The organism is Psychrobacter sp. TB67, from assembly GCF_000511065.1.
Lineage (GTDB): Bacteria > Pseudomonadota > Gammaproteobacteria > Pseudomonadales > Moraxellaceae > Psychrobacter > Psychrobacter okhotskensis.
The window spans coordinates 34,266-60,509 of record NZ_AYYA01000030.1 but is presented as its reverse complement, the minus strand read 5'-3'; the positions used below and the strand labels follow the sequence as shown (position 1 = coordinate 60,509).

The window sequence follows — 26,244 nt, the reverse complement described above, 5'->3', positions numbered from 1 at the left end:
GACGATAATGTTAATACCTTAGCTAGACTTGCAACGCAGTATGGGGCGATTTTAGCATCAGCCCGTAGGGACAGGACTGTTTTTTGCCGCTTCTGTGTTAAAAATAGACGTTTAGAAAGACTAAACTTAAGATTTTTAACGTTGAATCGCCTAAAAAATAGTCTCTGTCAGTGCCATGGTCGAATGTTCAACACGCCCTAAGATCAATAATGTCTCTACTATAGGTGATAGAAGAAATTCATTTTATGAGGTTGAGAGCAATCAATAACGGCTGTGCGTTGTCGGCGCTGTTGATACTTGTACAAAAGTCTCATTTGGCTTGATTAAGCCCAAATCTAAACGCGCGTGCTCTTCTACTGCCTCAAGACCATTCTTTAGATCATAAACATCAGTACGCAATAAATTATTTGCAGCCACTTGGTTGTCGTTCAGACGCTGCTGATCTTCAATCTGAGTCTGTAGTGTATTACGCTCAAAGCGACCATTTTCACCCAGCCAATACTGATATTGCAGCCCTAACAGCACAGCGACCGCTAAAGCAAGTAAGATAAATTGGCTAAAGTATTTCATAAAGTATTAACGCCAAGTGATAAAGAGATAATAATTAAAATCGAAAAAATTAGATTAACTGATTAGGCGCTATATCATCCTGTGAATGACAATATAGCGCTTAAGTCTACACTAAAATTCTTAGCTACTCAGCTTATTAGCCACGTAGACCGATAAACTCTTCACGGCCACGGTAGCTTGCTCGTACTTGCTGCTCAATACGTAATAACTGATTGTATTTCGCAACGCGATCTGAACGGCATAGTGAGCCCGTTTTAATCTGACCAGCAGCTGTACCTACTGCCAAGTCTGCAATGGTGCTATCTTCAGTTTCACCTGAACGATGCGAGATAATCGTTGCATAGCCGTTTTTCTTCGCCAGATAAATCGCATCTAGCGTTTCTGACAAGGTGCCGATTTGGTTAAATTTGATCAAAATTGCATTGGCAATATGCTTATCAATCCCTTCTTGCAAGATAGCAGGATTGGTCACAAACAAATCATCGCCAACCAATTGGACTTTATCACCAATCTGCTCGGTCAAATACTTCCAACCATCCCAATCAGACTCATCAAGACCGTCTTCGATAGAGATAATAGGATATTGACGTGCCAAGCCTACTAGATAGTCTGAAAAGCCTTGGCTATCAAAGGATTTATTACCCTCGCCTGCCAAGATATATTGACCGTCTTTGTAGAATTCGCTGGCCGCGCAATCTAACGCCAAATGAATGTCTTCGCCTGCTTTATAGCCGACTTGCTCAATCGCTTGCATGATAACGGTGATGGCTTCTTCATTGCTACGCAAGTTTGGGGCAAAACCGCCTTCATCACCGACCGCCGTATTCAAGCCTTGTGCTTTGAGGACAGATTTTAAGCTATGGAAAATCTCTGTACCGGCACGCAGCGCTTCTGAGAAGCTAGTAAAACCAACAGGCTCAATCATAAACTCTTGGATATCAACGGTGTTATCCGCATGCTCGCCACCGTTTAAGATGTTCATCATCGGTACAGGCATCGTCAATGACGTCTGGTTACGCAAGTTGGCGATATATTGATGCAATGGCAGACTTTGTGACTTGGCAGCCGCTTTTGCCGTTGCAAGAGACACCGCCAACATCGCATTGGCACCAAGGTTGTCTTTGTTTTCTGTACCATCGAGCGCAATCATAGCGTCATCAATGGCTTGCTGCTCAGTGACGTCTTTGTCCATTAGCGCGCTGCGAATCTGGCTATTGACGTTGGCAACGGCTTTTTTGACACCCTTACCCATGTAGCGACTTTGGTCGCCATCACGCAGCTCAAGCGCTTCACGTGAGCCAGTAGAAGCGCCACTTGGAGCAGCAGCACGTCCAATCGTGCCATCAGCTAAGATGACATCGGCTTCAATCGTTGGGTTACCGCGCGAGTCTAAAATCTCACGGGCGCGAATGTCTTTAATTGCGGCGACGTTGGTGGTTTCTTCAGCGTACATAATGTCTGTTAATTCCTTTGGTCATGCCAAGTTTGTGGGATAAATAACGGCAACTAGAATACAAAAAAGATAAAGCAAAATAACGTATAGCACATACGCTCAAACCAGCTTTGCTTATCTATATGATCAGTAAGTTTTGAGCAGAATTAAAGGTATTTTTAATACTTGAACCCTCAGCTATAGTGCTTGGCATGATAGCATAAATTTTATCAAACTTCCCTTATCTTACACCAACTTGCGCGCATAAAACCAGATATAGTCAGCAATAATCAGCCGTTATCAAATCGTATTATGAGCGCTATTATTGGCAGTAAAGCAACACCTATGCTTTTGTTAAACGTTCGCTATCAGTGTGTGAGCCAGATACCGTATTACTGAGCTCAACCTTGGTTTTAAATCGTGTTAAACGTAGCGCATTCATTAATACTGAAATAGAGCTCAGCGCCATCGCCGCGGCAGCAATCATAGGATTTAAAAAACCAAAAGCAGCAAGCGGAATACCAAGGCAATTATAAATAAAGGCAAAGAATAGATTTTGTTTGATATTGCGTAGTGTTGCATTCGCAATTTTTTGCGCCGCATCGATATGCATCAGCGACTCACCCATCAAGCGTGCAGAGGCACTATGTTGGGCGACATCCGTACCTTCAAACATGGCAAAACTGGCATCAGCGGTTGCCATCGCTGGCGCATCGTTGACGCCATCGCCTGCCATCGCTACTTTGTGACCCGCTGTTTGCAATAGGGCAATTTGGCTCGCCTTGTCGCGTGGGCTCATTTTGCCATAAGCCTGCTCGATACCCAGCTGCCCTGCCACATGGTCGACGACCGACTGCTTATCACCACTCATCAAAATGACATTGATGCCAGCATCTTGCAGCGCCTTAATTGCTTGCGGCGTATCGTCTTTTAAATCGTCCGCTAGGGCAAACGCCCCCAACGCTTCATCATTAATACTAATGGCTACGGTACTGGCGATTTGCCATACCTTGGGCATCAGCTTTGGCAATGTTAAATTAGCAAACTCTGCGCTACCAACTTTTACCAGTCCCAACCCTTCGATGTTTGCCTGTATGCCTGCACCTTTGATGACGCTAATATCAGTGACAGTCATTAACGGTAAGTTGCGTTCACTAGCCGCGTTAATCAATGCCGTCGCTAAAGGATGGCTAGCGTGCACCTCAACGCTTGCAGCAATTTGTAGCACATCATCGACGGCAAGCGACTTATCCACCATCACCTGATCGACGATACTAGGCTTACCCATGGTTAATGTGCCCGTCTTATCGAGCACCACGGTATCGATATTGCCTGCCGCTTCTAGGCTTTGCGCGTCTTTGAACCAAACTCCATGACGCGCGGCGACCCCCATACCAGCCATAATAGCCGCTGGCGTGGCTAAACCTAAGGCACAAGGACAAGCAATGACCAGCACCGACACTGCATGCATCAATGCGGTATCAATCATACCCGTTAGCCACCACGTCAGCCCAAAAGTGATCAAAGCAATGGCAACAACGACTGGGACAAAAATAGCCGTTACTCTATCAGCAAGGCGCGCTAGATTGGCTTTTGAGCCTTGTGCATCGCTGAGCGCTTGTACCATATCACCCAGCTTGGTATCGCTACCTTTAGCACTGACGCGATAAAGCAAACTGCCGTTTTCGACCAGTGCTCCTGCTAATAAACCATCGCCTACTTCTTTTTTGAGCGGTACCGACTCACCCGTTAAATGACTCTCCACACACCAACCGCTACCATCGATAACGACCCCATCCGTTGCAACACGGCTGCCTTGTTTGGCACGCAAAATATCATCAATTTGCACATCTTTAAGAGCCACATTATGAAAATCACCATTTGGCTGTTGCTGTTCAACTTCATCAGGCGTTAAGGACAACAATAAATCGATACTGTTAAGGCTGTGCTTTTTAGTGCGCTCTTCTAGATATTTACCCGTTCGCACAAAAGCAATGACCATGACGCCTGCTTCAAAATACACAGCAGGGCTATTGCCAGTTCCATGACCACCAGCGTGACCACTTTGCAATAGACTGTTTAACGTGCCATCGCCATGGGTCAGCCATAGATAAGTCGAGTACGCCCATATGGTTACCGTACCAATGACGACCAGCACATCCATATTAGCAAGACCACCTTTGATGGATGCCCAAGCGCTTTTATAAAATGGCAATGCCAGCCCAAATTGGACAATGGTCGCTAGGACAAACTGAATCCAAACCGGTGGCATCCACGCCATACCAAAACCTGTCAGCATACCTGCCATACCCACTAAAAACGGCAGCAAACATAACCACAAGCCAATCAAGCGCCACGGGTACTGAGTCGCGGTATCTTTATCCGTTTGGGCAAACAAGCTATCAGCTGCCTGCAAATTGGCGACGAAACCAGTTTTATTTACCCATTCTTTGACTTGCTCAGGCGTCGTCTGGGTCGGATCATAATCGACATTCGCGGTCTCGCCAGCGAAGTTCACACTCACCTCGTATACCGACGGCTTTTTGTTTAGTACCTTCTCGATTCTTGAGGCACAGGCCTGACATGTCATGCCATCAATGGCCAGCTGCAGGTGTGCACGCTCCGGTGCAAGCGTTGTATTGGACTGAATATCAGTCTCAACTTCATAGGATTGCTCAGTGGCGGTACGGGTAGCGTCATTCATAGAGAGAACTCGTTATTGCGTTAAAGCGCATGATAGCGTTTATACATTTGGGCATTCGTTTGCGCGAAAAAAAACTCAGCGACTTGATAAAATTTTTAGGCAAAAGCGTATTTGAAGACCAGTTTTCTAAAACTACTGGGATAAATATTAAATGGTTATGATTGGCGATAATTCAAATTTTTCTATTGTTTCAACGCATCAAGACCTATTCGTACATACATAAAAAGCAGTTAGTTATTGCTGCCTCATTATTTTTTAGCCATTAAAAAAACCAGCCATCAGAGCCGGTTCTTTTATAAATAAAAAAATCTTAAGAGTTAGCGACGGTGGCATCAAAGCCTGCTTCCTCGATAGCCGATGCAATAGCTTCTGCACTGGTCTTACTATCATCGAAGCTAACTGTTGCTAGATTGTCAGTGAGATCAACAGTAATAAGATCTAAACCATCAATCTCACCAGTAGCAGCATGGACACTTGCCACACAGCCACCGCAAGTCATGCCATCAATTTTAATAATACGTGTTTGATTTGCCATGGTAGGCTCCTTATTTTTGTAAATGAATTTTTATTAATTAGGACGTGTCTTCAATTCACTCGATAGTTATCTAAATGAGCTAAAAATGGCTAAATCTTGCCAAACATCGTCAAATAGCTGATTAATATCCCGATATTATCTGCGCTGTTTTTCTTATTTAACGGCAATTTATCTCATTTTTATCACCATTTTTGAAATGAAGACACGCCCTAGTATTTTTATAAGTCAAATAAACTGCTTTTATAGTTTTTTATAACATTCACTTTAAATGCAGGATGTCACTCTAGCATAAGCCGAATTGAAGCGAACAACAAGTTTGACTGCTAATATCTTTAAGAAAGCACTTTATTAAACGACTTTTTCTTTATAAGTGCCTCACCGCTAATCATGATGATGTGGATTTTGCGGTGAATCAATCGGAAACGGCTGGGTAACATAATCGACCATGCTAATCGCGGCAGTTAACGCATGGATACTGGTATCGGTATCATCATAGCGTACGGTAGCAACGTCCTTAGCAGGATCAAGCTCAATCTCAGTGACTCCTGTAATATTCTTAAGCGCGGTCATCAAGCTATCAAGACCTTCCGCGTCATCGATATTGTCGATACTGACGTGTGCAATTTGTATGGCCATTGTCTTACCCTCTTATCGTTTATAGCATTAATGCGTATCTAATACCTCAAAGCCTTTGACCAACTCATCAATCTGCTTGAGTTGACGTAAGAACGGCTCTAACTGACTGGTTCTTAAGGCACACGGACCATCACATTTTGCGGTTTCTGGGTTCGGATGCGCTTCCAAAAATAGCCCTGCCAACCCTGTCGCCATACCTGCACGTGCAAGGGTGGTGATTTGCTCACGGCGTCCACCGGCGCTATCACTACGACCGCCCGGCTGCTGCAAACTATGGGTTACATCAAAGAATACCGGTATATCCATCTGCTTCATGGTATCGAAGCCTAGCATATCAACGACCAAATTATTATAACCAAAGGCACTACCACGCTCACAAAGGATGAGCTTATCGTTACCACCTTCAAGGCACTTGTTAACGATGTGACGCATCTCATGTGGGGCTAAAAACTGGGCTTTTTTAATATTGATAATCGCATCGGTCTTCGCCATCGCATGCACCAAATCCGTTTGACGCGACAAAAATGCTGGCAACTGGATAATATCCGCAACCTCAGCGACGGGCGCGGCTTGATACGGCTCATGCACATCAGTAATAATCGGCACTTGGAACTTTTCTTTAATTTGCCCCAGCCAATCGATACCCTTCTCTAAACCTGGGCCGCGATATGAATGCAGACTTGAACGGTTGGCTTTATCGAAACTGGCTTTAAAAACATAGCCGATACCCAAACGCTGGCAAATCTCGACATACTGCTCGGCAATCTCGAACGCCAATTCTTTTGATTCTAAAACATTCATGCCACCGAACAATACAAATGGCTGGTCGTTGCCTATATTAATCGTATTGCCACTTGGCGTCGTAAGCTTTATATGCGATTGTGCAGTTAATAAATTTTCCATAAAGTAGTGACCCTCATTATTGTTATATACTGTTGTTATGAACAGTTATTATTAATATTACTCTCCCATATTGTAACCGATAGCCCAATGAATAAAAGTATCCAAGCGTAATTACATCTCGCTGATACTGTAGATTACTTAATCAAACCACTATTGCTAGGGCGTGTCCTCATTTTAAAAATGGTGATAAAAATGAGATAAATTGCAGTCAAACAAGGAAAATAGCGCAGATAATATCGGGATATTAACCAGCTATTTAACGATGTTTGGCAAAATTTAGCCATTTTTAGCCCGTTTAGATATGATCAATTGAATTGAGGACACGCCCTAGAAAAAACTATTAAAAAATGGCTAAATAAACAGTCAAAAAAAAGACCAATCCGCAGATCAGTCTTTTCATTTATATTAAAAATTCATTTTAAAACAGTAAAGCTTTTAATATTATTTAGTGTCGCTATAGATTTTTGCGGCTTTTACAAAGCTGTTAAACAGTGGATGACCACCACGTGGCGAGCTGGTAAATTCAGGGTGGAACTGTACCGCAACGAACCAAGGATGATCAGCAATCTCAACCGACTCGACCAAATGCTGCTTGGCAGAATAACCCGATATCGTCATACCTGCTTGCTCTAATGGCTCGATATAGCGATTATTCATCTCATAGCGATGGCGATGACGCTCAGTGATATTGGTTGAACCATAGATTTGCGCAAGCTTACTACCAGCCACCAGTTCCGCTTGCTGCGCGCCTAAACGCATGGTGCCACCGAGGTCTGAATCATCGCTACGAATCTGCAATTCGCCGCGCTCATCCAACCACTCGGTAATCAAACCGATGATAGGCTCAGCGGTCTTACGATCAAACTCAGAAGAGTTGGCATTAATATTAAGTACGTTACGGGCATATTCAATCACCGCCAACTGCATACCAAGACAAATGCCTAAATACGGAACGTTGTTTTCACGAGCATAAGTGATGGCTTTTATCTTGCCCATCGTACCGCGCTCACCGAAACCGCCTGGTACTAAGATAGCATCAGCATCATTTAGCTGCACAAGTAAAGTATCGTCATCTTCTAGACGTTCAGCATCGATGTAGTCAATCTTCACGTCTACTTTATGAGTGATACCTGCGTGAAGCAATGCTTCGTTAATAGACTTATAAGCATCTGGTAGCTCAACATATTTGCCAACCATCGCAACAGTCACTGTTCCTTCTGGATTCAACTGTGCTTCAACCACTCTGTCCCAATCGCTCAAATCAGCTTCAGGCACATCAAGACCGAAACGCTCACAGATTAGATCATCAAGATCCTGCTCGTGTAATGTGCGCGGTATCTGATAGATACTTTGTGCATCTTCACACATAATGACCGCACGCTCTTCAACGTTAGTAAATAGCGCAATCTTGCGACGGTTGTCTTGTGAGATATGATGATCAGAGCGACAGATTAAGATATCAGGCTGTAGGCCAATAGAGCGCAGCTCTTTTACGGAATGCTGCGTTGGCTTGGTTTTGGTCTCACCAGCACTAGCAATATAAGGGACTAGGGTCAAATGCATTAGCATGGCTCTATTACGACCAAGCTCTACTTGCATCTGACGTACGGCTTCCATAAACGGAAGTGATTCGATATCACCAACGGTACCGCCAATTTCGATAATAGCGATATCATACCCTTCGCCACTGGCAAGGATTTTGTTTTTGATTTCATCAGTGATATGCGGAATCACCTGTACCGTACCACCCAAATATTCACCGCGGCGCTCTTTATTCAAAACGTTTTGATAGATACGACCACTGGTGAAGTTGTTGCTCTTACTCATCTTAGAGTGGCGTAAGAAGCGCTCATAATAGCCCAAGTCCAAATCGGTCTCAGCGCCATCTTCGGTGACGAACACTTCGCCATGCTGGAACGGACTCATCGTACCTGGATCGACGTTGATATACGGATCCATTTTGGTCATCGTCACGCTCACGCCACGTGCTTCAAGGACTGCGGCAAGAGAGGCTGCGGTAATACCTTTTCCTAGTGAGGACACTACCCCACCGGTCACAAATATAAACTTGGTCATAGTACTCTGTCGGTAATTGGTAAAGAAGGATTTTACTAAAAATACGCTACAAAATATAGGGCAAAAGCGCAAACTCTTTAAAACACTCAGTTTTTAACGCTTAATTGTCATAAGTGCGTAATCATCGTAAATACGTAGCTATTATAACCCACTGCGGCTTTAAAAAGGTCACAACAAAAAAACTCACCCCGAAGGATGAGTTTTTTATAATACGTTTTCTAATGTTTAGATTAGAATTTGTATTCAATACCCGTACCTACAATCAAGTCATCTTTGTTATTGTCACGGCTGATTTGCCCTGCATAAATATGACCCGTGGTCGCTTTATTGAATGCATATTCTCCACCAACTGCGATTTCATTTACATCAGCATCTTTTACGCCTTTTTCGTCAGTGGTATTAACATACTGTGCTTTAACTGCCCAAGGTGTTGCACCAACTTTATATTTACCACTAATTAGCCAAGATTTTTCATCTTCACTGGCTTTGTTAACGCGGTTGTTGTTAACGATGCTATAATTATCGTAGTATTGGCTTTGTTGGTATAGAGCACCTAAAGTTAAGCCCGAAACCATATTCATTTTGCCCATATCTAAACCAGCAACCAAACGCCACGTATTATCAATCACGCCAGTATTTACATTGTTAGCACCCATGTCTTTGTCATAAGCACCGGCTAGATAAACACCATTTTTGTCATAGGCTAATAAAGCAGAATAACCGTTATCTTTTACTTTTCTATCACGATAGACTGCAGGCTTCGCACCAGATGCTGCGGAAACGAGAATATCACCGTCGGCATCAGTTTCTGATAATGCGGTAGCTGCCATAAAACTCACTGGCATACCGACAATAACAGGTGATTGATAGGCCACCATATTGTTAGCACGGTATTCACCTGAAACACCCGCATTTTTAATATCAAATAAGCTATCATTAAACACGTCAACTTTGTTTTGTGCAAGTTTCAATGGGGTATCATGGCGTCCCGCTAGTACAGTACCTAAAGTGTTGTGGGCTAAGCCTACATAAGTATTACGTGATCTAAACTGTTGGCTATCGTCATCAACATCAATACCATATTCCAATTGATAGACTAATTTAGTGGTATCAGTAAGATCATCTTCACCTTTAAAACCGATACGTGATTGATTAGAGTTAAGTTTAAATGTATCTTCATCTGTCTTGTTAGCTGCATCGTAGTCTGTACTAACATAATCTAAGGTTAAAAATGCTTTACCATATACAGTTGGCGCAGCATGGGCAGCAGAAACTGAAAGTGCAGCGACGGCTGTGGCTAAAAGTAATTTTTTCAAAGGATATCTCCACTTTACGATTTGAGTGATAAATGGTCTAAGATCATTAGATATATAATGGCAAGGTCCTATACCTTCGAAACCATATATATAGCGAGCCATAAGAACTGCTTAGACATAACTTTACCAAGCAAATATTACAGTAAGATGAAAAAACCAAAGTTTACACAAATGTTATTATTAATTTTACGGATTCTGTTATTTAAGACACGCTGTTGTTCAAGACACAGTATTGATTACAAAACAAAAAAACCCACCCCGAAGGATGAGTTTTTTATAATACGTTTCTAATGTTTAGATTAGAATAAGTATTCTAGACCGCCACCGATAGCGAGTACATCAATATCACCACGTAAGTCGATTTCATTAACATTGCCGTCTTCGTCTCTCGAACCAAAACGACCATTGTTTAATTCCGCTGAATTTAGACCAGCATAGGCATGAGCGATCATATTATTTTTAAACGCATATTTGCCACCTACAACGACTTGATTTGAGTCATTATTCTCAAGACCACTGATATTGTCGGTTTTGTCATACTGAATATAAACAGAGGCTGGACGGGCAAAATTCGAAAGACCCATTTCAGCACTCACCACTAAACCGTCCTCTGTTGCAGTAGTAGTACCGGCATAGTCAGCTTCTTGATATAGAACGCCTAACTTTACAGGAGCTGCGATATATTTACCTAAATCGACGCTAGCACTGCCACGGATAATATCACCACTAACACTCATGTCTTGCTCATAAGCAATACCAGCGGTAATGCCTGTACCTGGATCAAACATCAATGAGGCACCATAGCCTGCGTCACGATCACTCTCAGATATAAAGTCTTCATCAGCACCATACATCAGCGCAAGCGCTAATGGTAGGTCATTGTATTTAGGCGCTTTCCAAACGATTGAATTATTGATACGGTTACCAACGGTCGGGGTCAAAATATTAGCAAAGCTGTCGTTGTTGTTCAGAGTACTAGAGCCAAGATTATCCCAATAACCTTCATTAACTGATACGTTATTGATATAGTCAATGACTGTGTAGTTACGACCAAAGCGGAATTCACCGAAGTCTTTATTTTTTAAACCTAAATAAGTATCACGACTTTTGAAGCCAATGTTATCGCTACCACTATCATCAACTTGAACGCCGTACTCTAATTGGTAAATTACGTCAGTGTTGGCCGTTATCGCTTCAGAGCCTCTGAAGCCTAAACGTGAAAGCTTAGAATTAACTTGTAATGAACCGTTGTCTTCATTAATTCTGTTATTATTATCCATATTCTGACCATCAATTTCAGCATTAACGTAATCAGTAGTAACGAATACTTTACCATAAACGGTAGGTGCTGCCTGTGCTGCAGATACAGATAGGGCGGCGATTGCTGTCGCTAAAAGTAGTTTTTTCATGGGGGTATCTCCACTTTACAATTGTAGTAATGAGCAAGCTGTGATTAGCTGGCGCCCATAATGGTATCGTCACAAATCCTCAAAGATATAATGTGTAACTAGCTACCGAGATTAGTCAGAAACAAGTGTGGCGAAGTTCTATTACAGTAAGATAAAAAACCATGACTCACATGACTGGGATTAAACAACGTAACTGCCATGTAAACTTAAGTCTTATGCGTCCTACTGCGTAACATCCGTTACCAAACTCATACTTAGAGTATAAGCATAACAACTTTGACATAATTTGCAACATATTTTTAAGTCTTTGATGACGAAAAATCCTTAAACCCATATTTAATCTAAGGTTTAACGATTATTTAGATAAAAACAAAAAAATACCCCTACTCGCCATTGGCAAATAGGGGTAACTTTTATAAATAAATAAAAGAAATACATTGCTTTAAATATGCTTGAGTAATACTAAGTATTGAAGGACTACTCAACCATGGGTAAGTAGCCCCAAAATAACGTTTAAAAATAACGAACTAGCAATGCGTATTGGCTTTTAAGTCTAAACGCGCTTGATGCAATAATGGCTCAGTGTAACCACTTGGCTGCTCACGACCTTTAAAGACCAAATCGCAAGCAGCTTTAAAGGCGTAAGAATTATCAAAGTTATTGGCCATTGGCTGATAGCCATTATCGCCCGCATTTTGCTCATCGACGACTTTTGCCATGCGCTTCATGGTATCCATGACTTGTTCTTCGCTTACCACGCCGTGATGCAACCAGTTAGCGATATGCTGACTTGAGATACGCAAGGTTGCACGGTCTTCCATTAGACCTACATCATTGATATCTGGTACTTTAGAACAGCCAACGCCTTGGTTTACCCAGCGTACGACATAACCTAGGATACCTTGAGCGTTATTATCAAGTTCTTGCTGCTTTTCTTCTTCTGTCCAGTTGGTATCTTTGGCCAATGGAATGGTCAAGATATCATCTAAGCTGGCACGCTCACGGGATTTTAGGCTATCTTGTACATCGGCAACATTGACCTCATGGTAATGCATGCTGTGCAAAGTAGCGCCCGTTGGGGATGGAACCCAGGCAGTACTCGCACCAGACTTAGGATGGGCTGCTTTAGTATCCATCATCTCTTTCATCTCATCAGGCTTCGCCCACATACCTTTACCAATCTGAGCCACACCCTGTAGGCCAGTCTCCAGACCGATATCAACGTTCCACTGCTCGTAGGCTGGCTGCCATGCTTGTGACTTCATATCACCTTTAGGGACAAAAGGCCCAGCGTTCATACTGGTATGCATCTCATCACCCGTGCGATCTAAGAAGCCGGTATTGATAAAGATGACGCGCTCTTTTGCTTGGCGAATGGCTTCTTTTAAGTTGACCGTCATGCGGCGTTCTTCGTCCATGATGCCGATTTTTAGAGTATTGCGCTCTAGACCCAATAGATCTTCTGAAGCGTTGAACAAATCATTGGCCATTTTGACCTCTTCAGGGCCATGCATTTTTGGCTTAACGATATACATCGAACCTTTGCGTGAGTTCGATAGCGCAGTTTTACCTTTCAAATCATTTAAAGACAATAGCGGCGTGATTAAGCCATCCATCAGACCTTCAAAGATTTGCTCTTGCCCATTACCCAAGTCGACCAAGATGGCTGGGTTTTGCATCAAGTGACCAACGTTACGAATCAATAGTAGTGAACGGCCTGGCAGGATAAGCGTGCTGCCATCTGGTCTGATATATTCACGGTCTGGGTTTTGTTTACGCGTACGGGTCTTGCCACCTTTTTCAAAGGTTTCTTGCAAGTCACCATTCATTAGACCAAGCCAGTTACGATACACTTCTACTTTTTCTTCTGCATCGACAGCAGCGATTGAATCTTCGCAATCTTGAATTGCCGTAATCGCTGATTCTAATAGTACATCTTTAATACTTGCTGGATCATCTTTGCCCACTGGATGATTGCCATCGATTTGAATCTCAGCATGCAGGCCGTTATTCTTGAGCAAAATACCAGTAGGCTGCTCTGCTTCACCAACGAAACCAACAAATTTCGCGGCGTCTTTTAGCTCAGTGCTATTATCACCTTGAACAATTTCAAGTTTGCCATCGACCACTTTAAAGCCGGTCACATCGTTATATGACCCTGATGCTAAGGCAAAATGTTCGTTTAGAAATGCTTTGGCATAAGCAACAACAGCAGCACCGCGCGTTGGGTTATAACCACCTGTTGCTTGTTGGCCATTTTCGTCACTGATGACGTCAGTACCATATAATGCATCATATAAACTGCCCCAACGCGCGTTGGTGGCGTTCAATGCGTAGCGAGCATTACGGACTGGTACGACCAGCTGTGGACCTGCAATATGGGCAATCTCGTCATCGACGTTTTGAGTACTGACTTTGAAATCATCACCTTCTGGTAACAGATAGCCAATTTCTTGCAAGAATGTTTTATACGCGGGGTAATCAATTTCGCCATCTTTGGCAGGGTTGTCCAGATGCCATTGGTCAATCTGCGCTTGAATCTTGTCACGAGTTTCTAGCAGCGCTTTGTTACGCGGGGTAAACTCTTTGATGACCTTTTCAAAACCTGACCAATAGCTGTCTGAATCAACACCGACTTTCGGCAGCACTTCGTTTTCAATAAAGTCATACAATTGCTGGTCGATGGCAAGAATGCCTTTTTGAATACGATTGGCGTTAGAAGACTGGCTCATATTGTTATCCTTATCTGTTCGTGAGGTGTGTTAATGCTAAGTTGCTACAATAACGGTGTGAAAATATGTGCTCTTGGAGCATTTATCCCTAGTTTGCTTTGCGGTGAATAAATAGCAAACATGACAATGCGAACTGTTGGTGGTGATTGAGCATCTATTAATGTAATAACTGTTTAAGACTGAATTTGTCTGATGCAGCGTCTGTGATTTTGGGATTGTCTGTAAGCAGAGCTGTCTATAATTCTTAGGTTTTAATACAGGATTGGCACTTGATATAATGCCTATCGCCCGCTACTAAGTAATGATCAATAGTAAGACAAAATGCCTGAAAAGCAAAATCTCATCCTACTATCAAATAATAAAATAAACAAGGAAACGTCATTCACCAAGTAAATACTTAGGCTGTATAATAATGATACTCTATAAGCCACCTACTCTAGAGGCTTTAATCAATACTTTAGAGTTAGACCATTATACGTTCAGTATAAACTGTAAGTAATCATTACAGCATTCATTTATGCTTAACGGTTATCTATTTAACTTTTAATATTTGATTAAGAGATGTTGAACCTTCGACTATGGCAAAGACTATGAATAATGAAAATATGAAAATCAATAACAGTAATGACAAGGCTGTGAGCGACAGCCATACAGAAGAATACAAGATAGAAAAAGACGGTCTAACAGAGGAAAGTATGGAACCAGACAGTATCGATATCGCACAGCTGCGCACCCCTATTAAGGTCGACTTATCTGCTGTCTATGATTTTTTGGGAGCGCGAACCACACAGGCTTGGGTGGAGGCTGCCAGCGCTGATGTGCCTTTAATCATCCAAGATCATGCCAATTGCGAAAAGAAAGCAGCCGGTACAGCGATGAATCTACTATTCCGCTATGAGTTTTCTTACGACTTACAGCGAAAATTGGCGCAGTTAATACGTGAGGAGATGCTGCACTATGAGCAAGTCCTAGGCATTATGAATGAGCGCGAGCAAGAGTGGGGATATCTGAGTGCGGGGCGTTATGCCAAAGGGTTGCTCAAGCATAAACGTACGCATGAGCCAGCAGCAATGGTTGATGTATTAATCATCGGGGCGTTTATCGAAGCGCGCTCTTGTGAGCGCTTTGCCGCGCTTGCTGAAGTCATCGATGATGAACGCTTAGCCAAGTACTACCGTTATCTATTAAAATCAGAGAGTCGCCATTTTGAGGATTATTTGGCACTGGCACAATCGCTATCTGACGACAATATCGATGAGCGTGTCGCATTCTTTAAAGAAGTAGAAGCAGAGTTGATATCCAGTCCTGACACTGAATTACGCTTTCACAGTGGTACACCTGCTGAGCGCTTCAGCTGATAGCTTCTGTCAAATAAGCGCTATGCAAAGATACTCATATCGTATCCATAAAAAAGCCAACACTAGCGTCTTAAACCATGCCTAGCGTTAGCTTTTTTATTTGTCTGTACAGAATATGATGCTCAGTTATGACTGTTTCTTATCTTCCATAAGTGGACTGTCATACTGCTTGGTATTTTTTGCGACATTATGCGGATCATGATCATCAGTCGCTTGCTCTGCAGCGGCTGGATTTGCCTTTTGTAATGCATCATCAGGGACGATACCATTATTATCATCTGCATCTTTGAGCTGATGGTTATCATGGTTAACTGTATCATTAGACTTATTCATAACCGATCCTTATTATAATAACTTTCTTCCACATCGAGCATTCGATAACTTGACTATACTCATATTAATAATGCTCAGATTAGCAATATTCAGAAATATCTTGCTAAGAAATCAGTCTTTTTCATCCGGATTTAAGACACGAGTTTGAGCGTTATCAACGTTGGCATATCGATTCATATCCGTAATACCTTCACTTTTTGGCGCTTCACTGCCCACGGTATCTTCGTTAATATTGTCATCAAACGGACTGCTGCCCTGTTGATCACGGCGATCTGGCTGGCGTGCAGGATTGTCATCGTCATTCACGTGCTCTGAGTCCACTACCTCTTCTTCGAAAGTGTCAGTACCTTTATTATGATTGGTATGGTTTTCAATATCAGTGTGCTGATTGGCTAAATTTTTACTCACTTCTTGAGGATTAGCACCGTCAATAGGGGTTCTGCTTAACGCGGGATCTTGAGGTTCCATGGTTATGTCCTTAATTGTTGTTTTAATTGGCTAACCAGTATCTATTGTCAGCACTTTATTTTTGATGATATACCCAGACTACATAAGTAGGTACACAATTATTAAATATTATTATTTTTACTCAAATCATGAGCATTGAGATCTGCCACGTTTTTCCCACCTGCTGGTAAGTTCTCTTCTTTACGTGGGTCGGAATATATCTCGTCTGTTTCCTGTGAGTCCTGCTCTGGTCCATCGATATCAGGTTCGTGTTTACGGCCTTCATAGCTGTCTGGCGCATTGTCCGGGTGTAAGGCTGCTGGATCACGAACAGCTACCGCTTCTTCATGATTTGGCTTGGTATTATCTGGCATAGCGTGTCCCTCGCGTTTATGATGTTAATTGTTCATTTGACCTGATCGTTGATATTGTTGTTGCTATTGATATCTTTGCTATCAATATCGCTCAAACGGCTCCTTACTTATCTGTCCGTAACTCTTCATCAATAAAAGAGGTTTGCTCTTCTTCACTCAGTTTTTCGGGAGTATCAACATTTTTGTCATCGTTTAGATTTTTTTCGATTTGTTGATTATCGGCCTGCTCTGCTGCTTTTTTGATGTCTGAAGTATCGTTGTTAGTATTACTCATGGTGCAATTCCTATTATTATTGTTTAGTGAACCAATAGTCCTCTATGACACAGATTTATAAACTTGGATACTATCCTAGAAGAGTAAATCGACTGGTTTAATTTTCAATTGAACTTATTTTTGCCATAGCATAGGACTGACATTAATTATAAGTAAGTCAAGCAATAGCACACCAGTGTACTGCCGTATCAATATGTGAATAAATGTGAGGTTACCAGACAGTTTGTAACTTATTTTCGCCACAAAAAAACCAAGCATCGGTGATTACCAACGCTTGGTTCAGTGGATAGTTAAGATTGTCGTAAAGCAAACCCCATCGCTGAAAGGCCATCAATATGGTTACATTGAATAACCAACCACGAACTACAGCATCCAAGCCGTTTATGATTAAAGGTCTTGCCTATACTGGCTCGCCAACGTGATTGATTACCCGTAATAAATGGTCTTGAGCAATATGCGGCGCTTCGTCAGCAGCTGGTTGGATTTGCTGCCAAATACCATCGCCATTAAGCGCCCAAGCTTGGACATTGTCTTGCAGATAGTTAAGTAGCCCATCTTGATATATCTGTTTAAACAGTTTTTTATCTTCGATCGGAAAGGCGACTTCGACGCGATGGAAGAGGTTACGATCCATCCAGTCAGCACTGCCGCAATACAAGCGCTCATCACCATCATTATAAAAGTAATAAATGCGTGTGTGCTCTAAAAAGCGCCCAATAACCGAGCGTACAGTGATGTTTTCAGACAAGCCTTTGACTTGGGGGCGCAGACAACACATGGAGCGCAAAATTAATTCTATTTTGACACCTGCCTGCGAGGCATCGTATAGCTTATCGATCAGGCGACGTTCCGTCAACGCATTAACTTTGATAATAATATGCGCGCGCTTGCCAGCCTTGGCATGGGCAATTTCATCATCGATAAAGCTCATTAACTTTTCGTGCAAGGTAAATGGCGCGTGCAACAGTTTTTTTAGATTGGCAGGCTTGCCCATACCCGTCAGTTCTTGGAAAATTTTGTGCACGTCTTCTGAGATGTCAGGGTCAGCGCTGAACAAGCCGTAGTCGGTATAGACTTTGGCATTGGCCGCATGATAGTTGCCGGTGCCTAAATGCACATAACGGCGAATGCGATCGTCTTCGCGGCGCACGATAAGCATCAGCTTGGCATGGGTCTTGTAGCCGACAATCCCATAGACCACTACTGCCCCAGCCTCTTGTAAAAAATTGGCGACGGCGATATTGGACGCTTCATCAAAACGGGCGCGTAGTTCGATGACAGCCGTGACTTCTTTGCCATTACGAGCCGCAGCAGCCAGTGCCTTGACGATCTCTGAATTGGTGCCTGAGCGGTACAATGTCTGCTTAATCGCCAATACTTTGGGATCGCTCGCCGCTTCCCAAAGCAGATTGATAATCGGTGAAAACGCATGAAAAGGATGATGCACCAAGACATCACCTTTGCGCATGGCAGAAAATATACTGGTACTCTTATCAAGCTTGTCCAGCTCGCGGCGAAAGGGTTTTGGCACGATATGGGTAAAAGGCTGATAACGCAGCTTGGGTATGTTAAAGTCGAACAGCAAGCGCGTCAGGTTCACAGGGCCATTGACGCGGTACAGCTGATTGTCATGTAGCTCAAACTCATTAAGCAGGTAATCACTAATCGGTGTTGGGCAATCAGTCGTTACCTCGAGCCGCACTTTGTCACCAAAGCGGCGATTTTCAAGCTCGCCTTCTAGCGCCTTGGCAATATCATCGACATCATCGGCCAAGTCCAAGTCTGCGTTGCGCGTGAGTCGGAACTGATGGCAACCCGTGACATTCATACCGGGGAACAGCTCGCCGATATGCTCATGAATGACAGCCGATAGCATGACATGGTGCTCTTTGCCACCGGTCAGCTCGTCTGGCAGACGAATCACGCGCGGCAGACTGCGCGGCGCTGGGACAATCGCCAGATTAATATCGCGACCAAAGGCATCTTTGCCTTCTAAAGTGGCGATAAAATTGAGGCTCTTATTAACCAATCTTGGAAACGGATGCGCCGGATCGATACTTATAGGGGTCAGCACTGGTGAGACTTGCTCAGTAAAATAGCGTTTCATCCATGCCGATTGCTCAGCATTCAGCTCGTCACGTTTTAGATAACGAATGTCTTCCTTGGCAAGCGCTGGCAAGATGTCTTCGTTCAAAATACGATATTGCTTATCAATCGCCTCATGGGTGACGGCGGATAACTCTGCCAACACTTCACTTGGGCGCATGCCATGCGGACTACTGACCACATCACCGAGGTTTAACTTTTGCATAATGCCAGCGACACGAATCTCAAAGAACTCGTCTATATTTGATGAAAAAATAATCAAGAAAAATAGGCGCTCAAGTAACGGATGACGAGAACTGGCGGCTTGTGCTAAGACCCGCAAATGAAACTGTAATAAGGACAGGTCACGATTGATATAACTGCTGGGTGAATAGCTACCATCTTCAGAGCGCTGCCATGCAATATCGGTCAGCTGCTGGCTCAGTTGCTGTATATTCAGCTCGTTAACAGTGGCATTATCGTTAGTCATGACACTTTTATTCTGATTATTAATATCCACCATACTGCCATCCCCTGTCATTATCGATATATCATCACTGATGTAATTTATTTTTACTGCCATTACCTATCTTTTTTTATGGCTAACTTCACTGTATCCGTAACTTTATTTAATCACTTATTTTAAACAAATTTATTTTGATACCTAGGGTCTGTTGAACATTCAAATGTGGCACTGGCAGTGGCTATTTTTTAGACAATACGCAGTGAAATGTTTGACGCCTAGTCGTTCTAGGTTAGACAATTTCGCCATGTATTGGCAAAAAACAGTCCTGCCCTGAAAGGCTGATACTAAAATCACCTCAAACGTTGTTGTAAACCTAGCTAAGGTCTCGACATTATCGTCGGTTTACGCCTGATTTGATAAAAGGTTTGGGACTATTTTAGCAATCAGCAGTCCTGATATTTGAATGTTCAACAGACCCTATATATAGTGGCGTTCATAATATAGTGACGTTCTATCATTGCAACCATATGACTATCAATCATGTCATGAGTTTATCGTACTACTTACCCTGCTATTTATCATTCAAAAAACTACTGTTAGTAAATACTCATTAAGCCGCTTGTGGCAAGACCGCATTCTTCATACGTTTTTTAATAATACGCTGTTTATTACGTAGGCGTCTATCACTGCGATTGTCTTCATAGTATTTAGGATTGGTCAGCATACTAATGAGTAGCGCGGATTCATCACGATTGAGATTGGCAGCAGATTTATCAAAATAATGGTGCGCCGCCGCATCGATACCATAGATGCCATTGCCAAACTCGGCGACATTTAGATAGGCGGTCAAGATACGCTGCTTGTCCCAAAATGTTTCGATCATCACGGTGATTACCGCTTCCTCGCCTTTACGAATATACGAGCGATGCGACGTCAAAAATAGATTTTTGGCCAGCTGCTGAGTAATGGTCGAGCCGCCAGCCGAGGTGGTGCCAGACTCCTCATTTTTTTTCATCGCCAGCTCGATGCCCTTTATGTCAAAGCCATTGTGTTGGCTAAACGTCGAGTCTTCGCTCACTATTGCCGCTTGCTTGGCTGATTTGGCGATGGCATCGTACTCAGCCCACGTCTGCGTGACCGTACCGCCGCTCAAGCGATGGGTAAGCATAAACATGCTGTTGTTAATTGGCTGCGTTTTCCAAATTAATAGCAGTCCTGCCACCAGCATATGAAATGCCACGACCAATAACATGAATGCCAATAACACTCGTTTCATAAATTTGCCAAAACTTGCCATGCGTGCGCTACCTGAGTGGATAAAAAGATAATAAGATAAAATTGAGAATCATAAACTGCAGCTCATCTTACCTAATCTCACAATCGCTGTCATTATTTACCCCATTTCTTTATCATGTCATAACGGCTAAGCCACATTGGTATGTCGGCTTAAAAACAGCACACAAGTATTTTGCGACAAGGCTTAACATAAGAGTAGAAACATGCATAATGATAATAATATAACCCTATTACGGAACCGCGTTATGGCAGCGTGCCCTGAGCTTAATGACTCTAAAAACCTCGATGAATGGTGGTTGCTTGGTACTTCTGGCTGTCATCTATGTGATGTCGCTGAGCAACTATTAACACAGTTTCGGGCGGTACAGCCACTTACCTACCAATATGTCGATATCGCTGACTTCGATGAGTCATTGATGATGGAATTTGCTACCAGCATTCCGGTGCTCCTGACAAAGACGCAGCTTCTAAATTATCCATTTTCAGTCATGGATTTACAGCAGTTATGGAATAGATAAGCGAGAGGGATAATGAAAAACTTGAGCCCAACTTTAAAAAAAGTCACCGAAATTGAAGATCTGCGCCGAGTCGCCGCGCGCAAAGTACCGCGCATGTTTTATGATTATGTCGATTCAGGCTCATGGACTGAGACCACTTATCGCAGCAACGAGACTGACTTCGATCGTATCAAATTGCGCCAGCGCGTCTTGGTCGATATGGACAACCGCAGTCTAGCGACAACGATGATTGGCGAATCAGCCAAGATGCCTGTCGCCATTGCGCCAACGGGATTCACAGGCATGATGTGGGCAGATGGTGAAATTCATGCCGCGCGGGCAGCTGAAAAGTTCGGTGTGCCCTTTTCATTATCGACCATGAGTATCTGCTCTATCGAAGACGTCGCTGAAAATACCAGTGCGCCGTTTTGGTTTCAGCTTTATGTCATGCGTGATCAGGACTTTATGGCAAATTTGATTCGCCGTGCCAAAGCAGCAAACTGTTCTGCGTTGATTTTGACTGCGGACTTACAGGTACTGGGACAACGTCATAAAGACATCAAAAACGGTCTATCCGCACCGCCGAAACCCACATTGGCTAATATTTTAAATTTAATGACCAAGCCAGAATGGTGTCTTAATATGCTCGGCACCAAGCGCCGCACCTTTGGCAACATCGTCGGTCACGCCAAAAATGTTGAAGATATCTCATCGCTGTCAGCGTGGACTGCAGAACAGTTTGACCCTCGCCTAAGTTGGGATGATGTGGCACGTATCAAAGACGCATGGGGCGGCAAGCTCATTATCAAAGGTATTATGGAGCCGGAAGATGCTATTTTAGCCGCGCGTAGCGGTGCGGACGCGCTAGTGGTCTCCAACCATGGCGGCCGTCAATTGGATGGAGCGCTGTCTTCTATCTCTGCGCTTTCTGACATTGTGCAGGCGGTCCATGCCGAAAACAGTGATATCGAGGTGTGGCTCGACAGCGGTATTCGCTCCGGTCAAGACGTGCTCAAAGCAATCGCGCTTGGCGCGAAAGGCACCATGATTGGACGAGCATTCTTGTATGGGCTTGGTGCTTATGGTGAGGATGGGGTACGCCGCGCGCTTGAGCTTATCTATAACGAGTGCGATATTAGCATGGCGTTTTGTGGTCATACCGATATCAATCAAGTCACAGATAATATATTGGTCAAAGGAACGTATGAGCAGCTAAAATTGGCACCGCCTTATATCACTGATAATGCCACCCCTAGACGCTGATTGCTTTTTGCTTTTTTGCCGATGGCTTTTTAGGAGTGGCTTTTTAGGAGTGGCTTTCTTTATAGTGGCCTTACCCTTTATAATCGCCTTAATCTTTTTAATTGATACTCGGCTTTTATGACCATCCAACAGCTTTTAAAAACGGCACCCGTGACCACCCTGCTATTAGTCAGCTTTATCGGACTTTTTATCATGCAGGTGCTGACAGGTGTCGATGCCAATAACCCCTCAACTGAAGCGCTGCTAAAATGGGGTGCCAATGCGCTGCCTTTTACCATGGGCGATGATCCATGGCGCTTGGTCAGCAGCGCGTTTTTGCATATTGGCTTGATGCATTTATTGTTTAATGGTTTTGCCATGTATTTTTTTGGGCAAATCGCCGAGCCGATGTTTGGCTCCGCTAAATTTTTGGCATTGTTTTTACTCGCGGCCATCGGTGGCAACTTACTGAATAGTTATGTGACGTGGCAGAGTATCTTGGATGGCACGGGGCAACCGGGGCTGTCGGCCGGTGCCTCTGGTGGTATCATGGGCATCGGTGCCGCTCTTTTGATAGCTGCGCTGTTTAAAATATCGGTCAATGGCTTAGTGCTCAATTTAAAAAGTCTGATATTGATTATGGGCATCAATTTAGTATACGGCTTTGCGGTGCCTGGCATTGACAATGCAGGACATATTGGCGGCGCGGTGACAGGATTGATCATTGCACTCGCCATCGGTATCGTTCATCGCCAACGTACGGCAGCCCTCATGCAGACGGTCGCTCTCAAACAGAGTCGTTATCAAGATAATATTCAAAACAACATTCAAAGCACCGCTCAAAATAACGAGCAAAGCAACATCCAAAACAATGAGCAAACCAGCTATATCGAGCAGCCAACGATGAGCAATATTAATTTGGATAATAATGCTCATTTTGATGACACTCGTGTAAACTTACCTATAAATATGAACGATAATCGTGCCGACATCATCGAGCAAAAGACAGCGGCCAAACCTGCCCTTATGTGGCAGCTGCTACCATGGCTGGTAATGTTGTTCATCAGCATTGGCTTTGTTTGGTGGTGGCAGGATATTCATCAGCAAATACTACAAGTGCTAAACGCTGTTGAATAAACGCTGACCCTTATCTTTGATCATTAACCTGCACATAGAAACAAACAGCTGATTTTAGCTTTCCTTATTCTTCTATGGTTACCCAGCTATTTTTACCTACTGACGAGACTTAATTATGTTTACACTTTCAGCGCTATCCGCTACCTCTACGCGCGTCTTGCTTAGCACTTTGACCGCCACTGCACTATTCAGTGTCGCTAGCATATCCAATGCCGCTTTTTTTAATAAAAACTTGCCGGCTGATCCAGATGCTGAGCTCAGCGTTGGCGTTAACGTCATGGCAGTCAACTCAGCCTATGACTTGGAAGACAGCACCGATATACGCGTATTGCCGGGTGTGTTTTATGATAACAATAAATTCTATGCACGCGGGGCGCAAGCGGGCGCTTATATCATTAATGATGGTACCAACCAGCTGTCTGCTTATGCGCAATTCGATGGTAATGAGTTCGATCCTGATGATGCCAGAGGCGCGCTTGCTGGTCTGGACGAGCGTAAATCCTCAGCTGCTGCTGGTCTGACTTATCAGCGCAATACTCCTGTCGGCGGCTTTCGTGCGCAAGTAGCGACCGATATTTTGGATCGTAGTGGCGGCAATACGGGGCGCTTGACTTATCTGGCCCGAATCACCAAAGACAAGCTGACGGTCTATCCAAGCATTGGCTTTGAATTTCATAATGCAGATTATAACGAATACTACTATGGCGTGAGCGAAAAAGAATCTGCTGAAACGGGCGTTGCAGCTTATAAATCTAATTCGAGCTTGAACCCGTACATCAATGTCAGTGCCAACTATGATTTCAATGAGCGCTGGGCAGGATTTGCCAACCAAAGCTTGAGCTATCTACCAAATGAGCAACACGATAGCCCTATGGTTGACTCGCGTACTGAAGCCACGACAACGCTTGGTCTACTTTATAAGTTTTAAGATTTGAAATTTAAGGTTTAATAAGTTTAAGAAGTTTGATAAAAAAGCTGAGCATTTTGCTTGGCTTTTTTATTGCGTTAATTCGTTGATATGAGACACTAGCCTATATAGTTCGTACAAAATAAAAGTGTCATTTACTTTATCTGGATGCGAGGTTGATAGAAATTTTCTTGCTTGCTGTGCCTACGCAGACAGAGGCTGCGAAAGTTTCTATCAACCTCGCCATAACATTCTTAGAGTAAATTAACTATAAGATAAATTCCAGATTTGATTTTATATACAGGATTGCACCATTATGTTCCACGCTACCCTTTGGATGATTGGAGCACTCACTTCATTTTGTTTAATGGCCATTGGTGCTCGTGAGCTAAACGGTGAGATTGGTGTTTTTCAGATCTTATTCTTTCGAAGTATCGTCGGACTATTGGTATTATTGCCCATACTATCGTTATCAAGCTTTGCATCAAACGCTTCATCGAAAAAAGGTCGTTTTTCATTCCCCAAGCGTATTAAATTACACGTAGTCAGAAATCTATTTCATTTCGCGGGGCAATATGGCTGGTTCTTGGGCATAGGACTCCTGCCCTTGGCGACCGTTTTCGCTATCGAATTTACTGTCCCTTTTTGGACAATAATCATCTCGTATCTCTTCCTAAAAGAATCTATAACTGTAAAAAAGGTTATTGCCGTATTTTTAGGAATTCTTGGGGTAATCGTCATCGTACAACCCAGCTTAGATGTCGCTCACTATGCGTCACTTATCGTGTTGGGCGCTGCCATTTGTTATGCCTTTTCCCATGTGGCCACAAAATCACTCTCTAATACTGAAAGCCCAATCACCATTATTTTTATGATGTGTTTGATACAAGCACCTCTGGGGTTACTCTTATTTATAGAAGGGTGGACAGCGCCAGTAGGTATTCAGTGGCTATGGCTTGTCATCATAGGCATAACGGCACTATCGGCGCATTATTGTATGACCAAAGCCATGCAACATGCAGAGGTCACATTCGTGGTCACTATGGATATGTTCAGATTACCGCTCATCTCAATCATCGGTGTGCTTTTGTATTCTGAAAGCTTTAGTGCAGCTTTAATCATTGGTATGCTGCTGATAGTAACGGGTAACTCGTTAAATATATATTCTAGGAAAAAAGATAAAGGTAGTATTGCTCGATAGCGCAGTTAAGCATATTCAATAGGTTCAATATCATCTAAAAAATGTAAATCATCAGTCTCAACCAAACGCAGCTCATAAGTAGACTGCAGATTTAACCAAAACTGAGCGCTACCACCAAAATACTTGGCTAAACGCAGGGCAGTGTCTGCTGTAATGCCACGCCTCTCACGTATGATTTCATTAATACGTGCAGGTGTGACACCAAGCTTCAGCGCCAATGCATTGGCACTCATACCCAGCGGCTCAAGAAAATCCTCTCGTAATACTTCGCCCGGGTGAATGGGACGCATACCGTTTTTAGTCATAGTGTTTCT

23 protein-coding genes are annotated in these 26,244 nt (G+C 43.2%); 6 read left to right on the top strand and 17 right to left on the bottom strand.

Going from position 1 to position 26,244, the window contains the following annotated elements; all coding sequences use genetic code 11:
- Nucleotides 1-261 precede the first annotated feature (261 nt).
- From W293_RS0104690 to W293_RS0104645, 10 genes are all read right to left on the bottom strand, one after another.
- Nucleotides 262-570 (bottom strand): FtsB family cell division protein, encoded by a 309-nt coding sequence (locus W293_RS0104690; RefSeq protein ID WP_025651353.1) that lies wholly within the window; start codon nt 568-570, stop codon nt 262-264.
- A gap of 136 nt (nt 571-706) precedes the next feature.
- Nucleotides 707-2,023: a phosphopyruvate hydratase gene (gene eno / locus W293_RS0104685; RefSeq protein WP_025651352.1), complete on the bottom strand. Its 1,317-nt coding sequence runs from the start codon at nt 2,021-2,023 to the stop codon at nt 707-709.
- Nucleotides 2,024-2,345: 322 nt separating this feature from the next.
- On the bottom strand, nt 2,346-4,706 hold the full coding sequence (locus W293_RS0104680; protein ID WP_025651351.1) for a heavy metal translocating P-type ATPase: 2,361 nt from the start codon (nt 4,704-4,706) through the stop codon (nt 2,346-2,348).
- A gap of 310 nt (nt 4,707-5,016) precedes the next feature.
- Nucleotides 5,017-5,241 (bottom strand): heavy-metal-associated domain-containing protein, encoded by a 225-nt coding sequence (locus W293_RS0104675; RefSeq protein WP_025651350.1) that lies wholly within the window; start codon nt 5,239-5,241, stop codon nt 5,017-5,019.
- Nucleotides 5,242-5,622: 381 nt separating this feature from the next.
- Entirely contained in the window at nt 5,623-5,877 is a 255-nt protein-coding gene (locus W293_RS0104670) for a heavy-metal-associated domain-containing protein (protein ID WP_025651349.1), read from the bottom strand.
- Between the two features lie 27 nt (nt 5,878-5,904).
- The gene (gene kdsA / locus W293_RS0104665) at nt 5,905-6,780 is read right to left on the bottom strand and encodes a 3-deoxy-8-phosphooctulonate synthase (RefSeq protein WP_025651348.1); all 876 of its coding nucleotides are present in this window, start codon (nt 6,778-6,780) and stop codon (nt 5,905-5,907) included.
- Between the two features lie 441 nt (nt 6,781-7,221).
- Nucleotides 7,222-8,856 carry a CTP synthase gene (locus W293_RS0104660; RefSeq protein WP_025651347.1) on the bottom strand — a complete coding sequence of 545 codons (1,635 nt, stop codon included), beginning with the start codon at nt 8,854-8,856 and terminating at the stop codon, nt 7,222-7,224.
- A 230-nt stretch (nt 8,857-9,086) separates the two neighbouring features.
- Nucleotides 9,087-10,274 (bottom strand): porin, encoded by a 1,188-nt coding sequence (locus W293_RS0104655; RefSeq protein ID WP_037028812.1) that lies wholly within the window; start codon nt 10,272-10,274, stop codon nt 9,087-9,089.
- A 197-nt stretch (nt 10,275-10,471) separates the two neighbouring features.
- Complete coding sequence (locus W293_RS0104650; protein ID WP_025651345.1) at nt 10,472-11,581, bottom strand: porin; 1,110 nt, start codon at nt 11,579-11,581, stop codon at nt 10,472-10,474.
- Between the two features lie 527 nt (nt 11,582-12,108).
- Nucleotides 12,109-14,313 carry a malate synthase G gene (locus W293_RS0104645; protein WP_025651344.1) on the bottom strand — a complete coding sequence of 735 codons (2,205 nt, stop codon included), beginning with the start codon at nt 14,311-14,313 and terminating at the stop codon, nt 12,109-12,111.
- A 590-nt stretch (nt 14,314-14,903) separates the two neighbouring features.
- On the opposite strand from W293_RS0104645, the gene W293_RS0104640 reads away from it, so the two are divergent.
- The gene (locus W293_RS0104640; RefSeq protein WP_025651343.1) at nt 14,904-15,671 is read left to right on the top strand and encodes a tRNA-(ms[2]io[6]A)-hydroxylase; all 768 of its coding nucleotides are present in this window, start codon (nt 14,904-14,906) and stop codon (nt 15,669-15,671) included.
- A gap of 126 nt (nt 15,672-15,797) precedes the next feature.
- On the opposite strand, the gene W293_RS0104635 is transcribed toward W293_RS0104640, so the two are convergent.
- From W293_RS0104635 to mtgA, 6 genes are all read right to left on the bottom strand, one after another.
- Nucleotides 15,798-16,004: a hypothetical protein gene (locus tag W293_RS0104635; protein WP_025651342.1), complete on the bottom strand. Its 207-nt coding sequence runs from the start codon at nt 16,002-16,004 to the stop codon at nt 15,798-15,800.
- Nucleotides 16,005-16,115: 111 nt separating this feature from the next.
- Nucleotides 16,116-16,472 carry a hypothetical protein gene (locus tag W293_RS0104630; protein ID WP_025651341.1) on the bottom strand — a complete coding sequence of 119 codons (357 nt, stop codon included), beginning with the start codon at nt 16,470-16,472 and terminating at the stop codon, nt 16,116-16,118.
- A gap of 101 nt (nt 16,473-16,573) precedes the next feature.
- Nucleotides 16,574-16,825 carry a hypothetical protein gene (locus W293_RS0104625; protein ID WP_025651340.1) on the bottom strand — a complete coding sequence of 84 codons (252 nt, stop codon included), beginning with the start codon at nt 16,823-16,825 and terminating at the stop codon, nt 16,574-16,576.
- A 103-nt stretch (nt 16,826-16,928) separates the two neighbouring features.
- A complete protein-coding gene (locus W293_RS17330; protein ID WP_167514313.1) occupies nt 16,929-17,099 on the bottom strand; it encodes a hypothetical protein in 171 nt (56 codons plus the stop codon).
- Between the two features lie 400 nt (nt 17,100-17,499).
- Nucleotides 17,500-19,674: a polyphosphate kinase 1 gene (gene ppk1, locus W293_RS0104615; RefSeq protein WP_025651339.1), complete on the bottom strand. Its 2,175-nt coding sequence runs from the start codon at nt 19,672-19,674 to the stop codon at nt 17,500-17,502.
- A 586-nt stretch (nt 19,675-20,260) separates the two neighbouring features.
- Nucleotides 20,261-20,947, bottom strand: coding sequence for a monofunctional biosynthetic peptidoglycan transglycosylase (gene mtgA / locus W293_RS0104610; protein WP_025651338.1), 687 nt, complete (start codon nt 20,945-20,947; stop codon nt 20,261-20,263).
- 244 nt (nt 20,948-21,191) lie between these two features.
- On the opposite strand from mtgA, the gene W293_RS0104605 reads away from it, so the two are divergent.
- From W293_RS0104605 to W293_RS0104585, 5 genes are all read left to right on the top strand, one after another.
- Entirely contained in the window at nt 21,192-21,464 is a 273-nt protein-coding gene (locus W293_RS0104605; RefSeq protein WP_227502374.1) for a glutaredoxin family protein, read from the top strand.
- A 12-nt stretch (nt 21,465-21,476) separates the two neighbouring features.
- Nucleotides 21,477-22,706 carry an alpha-hydroxy acid oxidase gene (locus W293_RS0104600; protein WP_037025673.1) on the top strand — a complete coding sequence of 410 codons (1,230 nt, stop codon included), beginning with the start codon at nt 21,477-21,479 and terminating at the stop codon, nt 22,704-22,706.
- A 117-nt stretch (nt 22,707-22,823) separates the two neighbouring features.
- Nucleotides 22,824-23,822, top strand: coding sequence for a rhomboid family intramembrane serine protease (locus W293_RS0104595; RefSeq protein WP_025651335.1), 999 nt, complete (start codon nt 22,824-22,826; stop codon nt 23,820-23,822).
- Nucleotides 23,823-23,937: 115 nt separating this feature from the next.
- Nucleotides 23,938-24,750 (top strand): MipA/OmpV family protein, encoded by an 813-nt coding sequence (locus W293_RS0104590; protein WP_025651334.1) that lies wholly within the window; start codon nt 23,938-23,940, stop codon nt 24,748-24,750.
- A 295-nt stretch (nt 24,751-25,045) separates the two neighbouring features.
- Nucleotides 25,046-25,930: a DMT family transporter gene (locus W293_RS0104585; RefSeq protein ID WP_025651333.1), complete on the top strand. Its 885-nt coding sequence runs from the start codon at nt 25,046-25,048 to the stop codon at nt 25,928-25,930.
- Nucleotides 25,931-25,935: 5 nt separating this feature from the next.
- On the opposite strand, the gene W293_RS0104580 is transcribed toward W293_RS0104585, so the two are convergent.
- Entirely contained in the window at nt 25,936-26,235 is a 300-nt protein-coding gene (locus W293_RS0104580; protein WP_025651332.1) for a HigA family addiction module antitoxin, read from the bottom strand.
- Nucleotides 26,236-26,244: the final 9 nt, after the last annotated feature.

Bases quoted from the DNA above. Each gene is read 5' to 3' on its own strand.
- W293_RS0104680 (WP_025651351.1), bottom strand. From the start codon at position 4,706: ATGAATGACGCTACCCGTACCGCCACTGAGCAATCCTATGAAGTTGAG.
- W293_RS0104690 (WP_025651353.1), bottom strand. From the start codon at position 570: ATGAAATACTTTAGCCAATTTATCTTACTTGCTTTAGCGGTCGCTGTG.
- W293_RS0104650 (WP_025651345.1), bottom strand. From the start codon at position 11,581: ATGAAAAAACTACTTTTAGCGACAGCAATCGCCGCCCTATCTGTATCT.
- W293_RS0104660 (WP_025651347.1), bottom strand. From the start codon at position 8,856: ATGACCAAGTTTATATTTGTGACCGGTGGGGTAGTGTCCTCACTAGGA.
- W293_RS17330 (WP_167514313.1), bottom strand. From the start codon at position 17,099: ATGAGTAATACTAACAACGATACTTCAGACATCAAAAAAGCAGCAGAG.
- W293_RS0104640 (WP_025651343.1), top strand. From the start codon at position 14,904: ATGAATAATGAAAATATGAAAATCAATAACAGTAATGACAAGGCTGTG.
- kdsA (WP_025651348.1), bottom strand. From the start codon at position 6,780: ATGGAAAATTTATTAACTGCACAATCGCATATAAAGCTTACGACGCCA.
- W293_RS0104585 (WP_025651333.1), top strand. From the start codon at position 25,046: ATGTTCCACGCTACCCTTTGGATGATTGGAGCACTCACTTCATTTTGT.
- W293_RS0104675 (WP_025651350.1), bottom strand. From the start codon at position 5,241: ATGGCAAATCAAACACGTATTATTAAAATTGATGGCATGACTTGCGGT.
- W293_RS0104670 (WP_025651349.1), bottom strand. From the start codon at position 5,877: ATGGCCATACAAATTGCACACGTCAGTATCGACAATATCGATGACGCG.
- W293_RS0104590 (WP_025651334.1), top strand. From the start codon at position 23,938: ATGTTTACACTTTCAGCGCTATCCGCTACCTCTACGCGCGTCTTGCTT.
- W293_RS0104580 (WP_025651332.1), bottom strand. From the start codon at position 26,235: ATGACTAAAAACGGTATGCGTCCCATTCACCCGGGCGAAGTATTACGA.
- W293_RS0104595 (WP_025651335.1), top strand. From the start codon at position 22,824: ATGACCATCCAACAGCTTTTAAAAACGGCACCCGTGACCACCCTGCTA.
- W293_RS0104605 (WP_227502374.1), top strand. From the start codon at position 21,192: ATGGCAGCGTGCCCTGAGCTTAATGACTCTAAAAACCTCGATGAATGG.
- W293_RS0104655 (WP_037028812.1), bottom strand. From the start codon at position 10,274: ATGGCTCGCTATATATATGGTTTCGAAGGTATAGGACCTTGCCATTAT.
- eno (WP_025651352.1), bottom strand. From the start codon at position 2,023: ATGTACGCTGAAGAAACCACCAACGTCGCCGCAATTAAAGACATTCGC.
- ppk1 (WP_025651339.1), bottom strand. From the start codon at position 19,674: ATGACTAACGATAATGCCACTGTTAACGAGCTGAATATACAGCAACTG.
- mtgA (WP_025651338.1), bottom strand. From the start codon at position 20,947: ATGGCAAGTTTTGGCAAATTTATGAAACGAGTGTTATTGGCATTCATG.
- W293_RS0104635 (WP_025651342.1), bottom strand. From the start codon at position 16,004: ATGAATAAGTCTAATGATACAGTTAACCATGATAACCATCAGCTCAAA.
- W293_RS0104625 (WP_025651340.1), bottom strand. From the start codon at position 16,825: ATGCCAGATAATACCAAGCCAAATCATGAAGAAGCGGTAGCTGTTCGT.
- W293_RS0104600 (WP_037025673.1), top strand. From the start codon at position 21,477: ATGAAAAACTTGAGCCCAACTTTAAAAAAAGTCACCGAAATTGAAGAT.
- W293_RS0104645 (WP_025651344.1), bottom strand. From the start codon at position 14,313: ATGAGCCAGTCTTCTAACGCCAATCGTATTCAAAAAGGCATTCTTGCC.
- W293_RS0104630 (WP_025651341.1), bottom strand. From the start codon at position 16,472: ATGGAACCTCAAGATCCCGCGTTAAGCAGAACCCCTATTGACGGTGCT.